Consider the following 7,037-nt stretch of genomic DNA (forward strand, 5'->3'; position numbering starts at 1 on the left):
GTGCAGGTTCCCCTGCGCGCCCCCTATTTTCCCCGCCCCTGCGGCCCCTTCCCGTCCCGACCCGGGGGGCTCCGCTCCCGGACCCCCGGAAGACGCGTGGTTCCCCGCGCCCCTAACAGTCCTCCAGCAGCGTCAGTTCCGCCCAGATCGTCTTGCCGTCCGGGGTGTGGCGGGTGCCCCAGCGTTGGGTGAGCTGGGCGACCAGGAGCAGGCCGCGGCCGCCCTCGTCGTAGGTCTTCGCGCGGCGCAGGTGGGGCGCCGTCGGGCTGGCGTCGGAGACCTCGCAGATGAGGATGGACGTGTCGTGGATCAGCCGGAGCCGGATCGGGCGCTCGCCGTAGCGGATCGCGTTGGTGACGAGTTCGCTCACCACCAGCTCCGCCGTGAACGCCGTCTCCGTCAGCCGCCACCGCTCCAGCTGCCCCACCACCTGCTTGCGGATCGCCGCGACCAGCGACGGGTCCGCGGGGATGTCCCACGTCGCCACCTGCGAGGCCGGCAGCCCCCGGGTGCGGGCCAGCAGCAGCGCCACGTCGTCCGCGGCGCCGCCGGGCGGCAGCAGCGCGTGCAGTACCCGGTCGCACGCCGCGTCCAGTGAGTCGGAGACGTCGGGCGTGTCCCTCGCATCCGCCGCCTCGGCCGATGCCGGCAGTGCCTCGCACAGCAGCCGCTGGCTGGAGTCGAGGTCCCGCTCCCGGCTCTCCACCAGGCCGTCGGTGTACAGCCCCAGCACCGTGCCCTCGGGCAGATCGACCTCGATCGATTCGAACGGCAGCCCGCCCAGCCCCAGCGGCGGCCCGGCCGGGAGCTCGATCCGGCGCGCCGGGCCGCCCCCGGGCGGCACCATCACCGGCGGCGGATGCCCGGCCCGGGCCATCGTGCACCGGCGCGAGACCGGGTCGTACACCGCGTAGAGACAGGTCGCCCCGACCTCCCCGGTCGTGCCGTCCTGCCCGCTCTCCACCGACAGCCGCAGCACCAGGTCGTCGAGGTGGGTGAGCAGTTCGTCGGGGGCGAGGTCGATGTCGGCGAGCGTGCGGACGGCCGTGCGCAGCCGGCCCATCGTCGCCGAGGCCTTGATGCCGTGGCCGACGACATCGCCGACGATCATGGCGACCCGCATCCCGGACAGCGGGATCACGTCGAACCAGTCGCCGCCGACCCCGGCCCGCGCGGCCGGCAGATAGCGGGAGGCCGCCTCCACCGCCGCCGTCCGCGGCAGCCGCCGGGGCAGCAGACTGCGCTGGAGGGCGAGCGCCGTGTCGCGCTCGCGGGAGTACCGGCGGGCGTTGTCGATGCACACGGCCGCCCGCGCGGTGACCTCCTCCGCCAGCAGCACGTCGTCCGGGGTGAACGCCTCGGGCCGGCGGAATCGGCTGAGGACGGCCACCCCGAGGGTGCCGCCGCGGGCCTGGATCGGCACCGACATCGACGAGTGGATGCCGAGCGCGCGGATCCGCCCGGCCCGTACCGGATCCTCGCCCAGCCACTCGGTGAGCGTCTCCGTCGGGTCCGCGGCGAGGACGGTATTGCCCGTGGTCAGACAGGTGGCCTGCGGGGAGGAGGCGGGATACCGCCGGGTGCCGCCGAGCTCGGTCACCACCTCGGGCGCCCCCGGTGTCGCCGACCGCTGGGCGGTGCGCCGCAGCACCACGGGGAAGCTGAGCGAGACGGGGCACGGGTCGCTGCCGTCCTCCGGCGCGTCCAGCAGGTCGATGCTGACGAAGTCGGCGAGCGCCGGTACGCAGACGTCCGCCAGCTCCTGCGCCGTGCGGGCCACGTCCAGCGTGCTGCCGATGCGCACGCTCGCCTCGTTGACCAGTTGCAGCCGCTTGCGGGCCAGATGCTCGTCGGTGAAGTCGTGCATGGTCAGACAGACGCCCCGGATCCGGCCCTCGGCGTCGGTGACCGGGGCCACCCGGAAGAGCCAGGCGCTGTCCCGCCCGGCCACGTCGGCGGAGACCAGTGTCCGTACGTCCTCGGCGTGCCCGGTGGTGAGCACGCGGAACATGTCCCGTTCGATCTCCTCGCTCTCGCGCCGGCCGCCGATCTCCGACGGACGCAGCCCGCGGACCCGATCCTCGGGGACGCCCATCACATCGGACATGGCCCGGTTGAACCGCCGCAGCCGCAGCCGTTCGTCGTAGACGGCGGTGGCGCACGGGGACTCGGCCAGCGCGGTCTGGGCCAGCGGGTCGTCGTCCGGGAGGGGAGCGGTGTCCTCCAGGGGGGTCACCAGGAGCCAGTGGCCGGGGCCGTCGGGGCGGGCCGGGCGGTGGTGGGCGAGGATCCACACGGAGACGGTGCGTCCGTCCCGGTGACGCAGGCCCACGGTGCCGGCGCAGCGGAAGGGACGGTCCGCGGGGAGGACGAAGCCGGCCGGGTCGGCCAGGAGGCCGGCGGCGGGGCGGCCCACGACCTCGTCGGCCGTGTGACCCAGCAGCCGTCGCGCGCCCTCGTTCCACTCCCGCAGCATGCCGCCGTCGTCGACGACCGCCCGCGCCGTGGCGGCATCGTCGTACGGGTACTCCGGGCTCATCCTCGCCACTTCCTCGCGCCCACTCCGGGTGAACAGGGCCTTCACACGTCGTATCCAGGTTAGGGCCTGCCGTTTGGATCAGCTCTGCCGGACCTTGATGGGCCTGTGGTGTCCACGGTCGGGATCTGTTTGCCCGCGATCAGTGGGCGGCGCGGATCAGTCGGCTGGAAGTGTCGGGGCGGTGAGGGCGGTGCCTGGCGGTTCGGTCCTTGCTGGGTACCGGCCTGCGTACCCTTTGACCTGGGGGTATTTACGGGTAAGTACCCGCGAGGTACCGTAAGCGCATGCCAGCGTTGAATGTGGAGTTCAGCGAGCGGGAGCTCGAGGACCTCCGGCAGATCGCCAAGGAGCGCGGTACGTCGATGAAGGCACTCGTGCGGGAGGCGGCGGCCGCCGACATCGCGCGGCACCGGGCGTTGCAGGAGGGCGCGGAGGCGTTCCGTCGCTTCTTCACCGCGCACGCCGCGGAGTTCGCCGCCGCCTTTCCCGAGGACGAGTCACCCGGCGGAAGCGAGGGGCGGGACGTCTGACCCATGCCACCGGACCTCCATATCGATGTGCCCTGGCTGCTCCAGCGCCATGAAGAGGTGCTGCCGGACCAGCCCCTCGTCAACGACTTCTCCGCGCTCGTCGCCGCGGTCGCGCGGCATCGGGTGGATCCGCCGCGGCTGGGGGTGGACTCCGATCCGGCGTGGCGGGCGGCCGCGTTGTTGCACACGTTGGCGTTGTTGAAGCCGTTGCCCGCGGCGAACGCGCGGTTCGCGTGTGCGACGGCGGTGGCGTACATGTTCGCGAGCGGGGTGGGGATCGATCCGCCGTACGGGGCGTTGGTGGATCTTGTGCGGGAGCTGATCTCGGGGAAGGCGGATGTGTACGGGGCGGCGGACCGGTTGCGGTCCTGGCAGATCTGAGGGGGGCAAGGACCGCGCGGTTCCCCGCCCCTGTCAGTCGGCCTACGCCAGAAGCTCGCGTGTCAGTGTGTGGACGTTGGCGTGGCCCGACAGGGCCAGGGTCAGATCCAGTTCCGCGAGGACGCAGCGGAGTACGTGTTCGACGCCCGACTGGCCGTCCAGGCCCAGGGCGTAGACGTAGGGGCGGCCGAGGAGGACCGCCCGTGCGCCCAGGGCCAGGGCCTTGGCGATGTCGTCGCCCGTGCGGATGCCGCTGTCGAAGAGGACCGTCAGGCGGTCGCCGACCGCGTCGGCGACCGCCGGCAGGGCGTCGGCCGCCGCGATGGAGCCGGCCACCTGGCGGCCGCCGTGGTTGGAGACGACCACGCCGTCCATCCCCGCGTCGGCCGCGAGACGGGCGTCATCGGGGTGGAGCACGCCCTTCAGGACGATCGGGCCGTCCCAGTTCTCGCGGAGGAACGCCAGGTCCGGCCAGGTCTTTCCCGGGTCGGCGAACATGTTCACGAAGTGCAGTACGGCCGCGTTCGGGTCCTCGTGCACCGGCTTGGCGAGACCCGCCCCGAACGCCGGGTCGGTGAAGTAGTTCGCGGTGCCCACCCCGTGCAGGAACGGCAGGTACGCCTGGTCGAGGTCGCGCGGGCGCCAGGCCAGCAGGGGCGTGTCCAGGGTGACGAGCAGCGCCGTGAAGCCCGCCGCCCTCGCCCGCTGGAGGAAACTCCGGGTGACCTCGCGGTCCTTGGCCCAGTACAGCTGGAACCAGCGTTCGCCGTCCCCGGAGGCCTCGGCGACCTCCTCCATCGGTGTGCTGGAGGCCGAGGACAGCACGAACGGCACGCCGTGCGCCGCCGCGGCCCGGGCGGCCGCGGACTCCGCGTCCGGATGCATGATCGACAGCACGCCGACCGGGGCCAGCGCGAGCGGCGCCGGCAGCGGCCGCCCCAGCACCTCGACCGACAGATCGCGCGCGTGCACGTCCCGCAGCATCCGCGGCACGATCCGGTGCCGCTCCAGCGCCGCCCGGTTGGCCCGGGCCGTACTGCCGTCGCCCGCGCTGCCCGCCACGTAGCCGACCGGGCCGGGGCCGAGCCGCTGCTCGGCCATCTCCTCCAGCCGCGTGAGGTCGGTGGGCAACCGGGGCACCGCCCCCGTCATGCCGTTGAGATAGATCTCGTACTGGAAGTCCGCCCAGTGCCGCGCCATTCGTGCCCTCTCGCCTCTCGTCCCGCCGCCGAAGCGGAATGTTTCAGGCCGATTGCCCAACCGCCGTAATCTCGCCACCCCGGCGATCCCGACACCCTACGGCGGCTCTGTTGAGGGGCACATGTGTGCGTACCGCGTGACTTCGCGCCACTGATTCAATACTCAAAGTTACCGAAAACTGTGGGGTCGATGTGTGTTTTCGATGGGCGTTCGACAGACTCACGTGCGCACCCGGCTCGCCGAGCTCGGGGCCGTGCGACCCCGTGGGCGTGGTTCGGGGGTTCGTGACTGGGGAGTAACGCACCTCCGTCACGGTGTCACGCGGTCCCGTACGGGGGCCGGCCGACGAAGTGGGGTTGTCGGCCGGCCCCCGAATCCGTTTCCCGGCCCGGTGCCTCCGGGGCCCGGGGGCTCATTCCCGCGTACGGGTGCGGCGGCGGTGGCTGGTGTCGCACCACGGGAAGCGCCGGCTGCGCCGGCAGGTGCACAGGGCGACCCGGAAGCGGTCGGAGGACACCACCGTGCCGTCCTCCAACTCGACCTCCACCGGGCCCTCCATCAGGATCGGTCCGGTGCGGCCCATGGTGATGCGGCGTGCCGTACCGGGTGCGGTGCTCCCGCCGTCCTCCCGGTGCGGCGCGTCAGCGCTGTCGTACGGCACGGATCACCACCAGCTCCTCCTTCTCGCCCGCCGCCGGGTCCGCGGCCAGCAGGCCCCGCTCCCGCAGCCAGCCGCGGCGCTCGCGCAGCACCGGGCCGAACGCCACCCAGCGGCGGTCCGTGACCTCCGCCGTCAGGCCGGCCGCGCGCAACTGCTCCAGGGTCCGCTCGGGGCCGCTGAGCACCGAGTGGACGAGGAGCAGTACGCCCCCGGGGCGCAGCAGTTCCGGTGCCTGCCCGCAGATCCGGTCCAGGACCAGCCGTCCGTCCTGGCCCGCGTCCCAGGCCCGGGCCCGGCCCCGGGGCTCGCGGTGGGCGTCGGGGGTGGGCACGTACGGGGGGTTGGCCAGGACCAGGTCGAAGGTCTCGCCGGTCACGGGCGCGAACAGGTTGCCGCGCAGCGCGCGGACCCTGAGGCCGGCCCGCCAGGCGTTGAGCCGGGCCGCGTACACCGCGCGCCGCGACACGTCCACCGCCGTCACACGGGCGCCCCGGCGCGCGGCGACCAGGGCGAGGGCGCCGGAACCGGTGCCCACGTCGAGGACCCGGGCGTCCGGTGCGAGCGGTTCGTCGGACAGGGCACCGGCCAGGAGGGCGGTGTCGTCTTGCGGGGCGTAGACGCCCGGGAGGACCAGAGGTTTCACAGGGGGCCGGGTACCCGTGATTTCGTCAAATATCTTGACCCGGGTGGCGTGGGGTCACCGTGACGTGGGGAGAGGCGTGCGGAGGGAGGAGCGGCCGGACTCCCAGGCCGTCAGGAGGCTGCGGCCGAAGCGGGCTTCCAGGAACTCCGTCGCGTCGATGCCGAAGGTGATGTCGTCCTCCAGCTCCGGTTCCTGCTCCAGCAGGCCGCCGATGACGTCCTGGCGGACGACCTGTTCGTGGACGGCGTCCGCCTCGACGTGCTCGTCGTAGAAGAACTCCGCGGCCGGTCCGGCGCCGGTGCGCCGCATGGCCTCCGCGAGCCTGCGGGAGCCGGGGGAGGAGGTGATCTCGACGGTGGCGAAGTGCCCGACGAGGGCGCCGCGCAGGGCGCGGTGCAGGCCGAACAGCGACATGAGGTTGACGTTGGCGAGCATCTCGGCGGAGGTGGCGTCGAGGTAGTGGCCGTACGCCGTGTCCAGGTCCAGGTCCTTCATGAGGTCGGCGAAGAGCTGGGCGTGTACGCGGTCGGGGCGGCCGCCGCCGTACTCGTCGAACTCCACCGCCGCCATCGCCGCCTTGGCACGGCCCCACAGGCGGGGGAGGACCCATGCGTGCGGGTCGGCCTCCTTGAGGTGGTAGAGGGAGCGGTGGGCCGCGTACTCGCGGATGTGGCGGAGTTCGCCCTTGTCGCGGAGGTAGTGGGAGACGCCGGTGTCCGTGCCGGTGTCCGTGCCGGTGTCCGTGCCGGTGCCGGGGGTGTCGACGGGCTCGACGAGGAGGTCCTCCAGGGCGTCGGCGAGGGTTTTGTGGGCGGGGGCGTCGGTGCGGAGGGCGGTGAGGAAGCGGTGTTCCAGACGCGCGCGGAGGTCGAGGAGGGCGGGGTTCCATTCGAGGTCGGGGTCGATGCCGGGGAAGCCGCGGTAGTGGAGTTCGTAGCACGTGTAGAGGGCGAGGTGGAGGTCCTCGCCGTAGGGGTCAGCGGTGGTCACCTCGGGGGTGGGGTGGGGTTCCTCGGGGGGGGGGAGGTGGTGGAGGACGGGGGTGGAGAGGGGGCCGCGGGGGGTGGGGAGGCCTTCCTGAGG

The 7,037-nt window shown here is 73.0% G+C and carries 7 protein-coding genes; 2 read left to right on the top strand and 5 right to left on the bottom strand.

The genetic code is table 11. From position 1 onward, the window contains the following. Positions 1–112 precede the first annotated feature (112 nt). Complete coding sequence (locus IO29_RS22270) at positions 113–2,539, bottom strand: SpoIIE family protein phosphatase (RefSeq protein WP_030381473.1); 2,427 nt, start codon at positions 2,537–2,539, stop codon at positions 113–115. Between the two features lie 284 nt (positions 2,540–2,823). On the opposite strand from IO29_RS22270, the gene IO29_RS22275 reads away from it, so the two are divergent. Together IO29_RS22275 and IO29_RS22280 are read left to right on the top strand one after the other, a co-directional pair. After that, positions 2,824–3,069: a hypothetical protein gene (locus IO29_RS22275; protein WP_030381474.1), complete on the top strand. Its 246-nt coding sequence runs from the start codon at positions 2,824–2,826 to the stop codon at positions 3,067–3,069. 3 nt (positions 3,070–3,072) lie between these two features. Then, positions 3,073–3,450: a hypothetical protein gene (locus IO29_RS22280; RefSeq protein ID WP_030381475.1), complete on the top strand. Its 378-nt coding sequence runs from the start codon at positions 3,073–3,075 to the stop codon at positions 3,448–3,450. Between the two features lie 42 nt (positions 3,451–3,492). Here the strand turns inward: IO29_RS22280 and IO29_RS22285 are convergent, their stop codons facing one another. The 4 genes from IO29_RS22285 to IO29_RS22300 all read right to left on the bottom strand — a co-directional run. Then, positions 3,493–4,650 (bottom strand): lactate 2-monooxygenase, encoded by a 1,158-nt coding sequence (locus IO29_RS22285; protein WP_030381476.1) that lies wholly within the window; start codon positions 4,648–4,650, stop codon positions 3,493–3,495. A 412-nt stretch (positions 4,651–5,062) separates the two neighbouring features. Then, positions 5,063–5,233, bottom strand: coding sequence for a CDGSH iron-sulfur domain-containing protein (locus tag IO29_RS22290; RefSeq protein WP_051707442.1), 171 nt, complete (start codon positions 5,231–5,233; stop codon positions 5,063–5,065). A gap of 58 nt (positions 5,234–5,291) precedes the next feature. Next, entirely contained in the window at positions 5,292–5,954 is a 663-nt protein-coding gene (locus IO29_RS22295) for a HemK2/MTQ2 family protein methyltransferase (RefSeq protein ID WP_030381478.1), read from the bottom strand. Between the two features lie 54 nt (positions 5,955–6,008). Further along, a partial coding sequence (locus IO29_RS22300; RefSeq protein WP_037840573.1) for an iron-containing redox enzyme family protein occupies positions 6,009–7,037 on the bottom strand: 1,029 nt, incomplete at its 5' end.

The sequence above is a fragment of the Streptomyces sp. NRRL F-6676 genome (genome assembly GCF_000725625.1).
Taxonomy (GTDB): Bacteria; Actinomycetota; Actinomycetes; order Streptomycetales; family Streptomycetaceae; genus Streptomyces.

Coding starts and splice junctions, on each gene's coding strand:
- IO29_RS22280 (WP_030381475.1), top strand. CDS start 3,073: ATGCCACCGGACCTCCATATCGATGTGCCCTGGCTGCTCCAGCGCCAT.
- IO29_RS22270 (WP_030381473.1), bottom strand. CDS start 2,539: ATGAGCCCGGAGTACCCGTACGACGATGCCGCCACGGCGCGGGCGGTC.
- IO29_RS22285 (WP_030381476.1), bottom strand. CDS start 4,650: ATGGCGCGGCACTGGGCGGACTTCCAGTACGAGATCTATCTCAACGGC.
- IO29_RS22275 (WP_030381474.1), top strand. CDS start 2,824: ATGCCAGCGTTGAATGTGGAGTTCAGCGAGCGGGAGCTCGAGGACCTC.
- IO29_RS22290 (WP_051707442.1), bottom strand. CDS start 5,233: ATGGGCCGCACCGGACCGATCCTGATGGAGGGCCCGGTGGAGGTCGAG.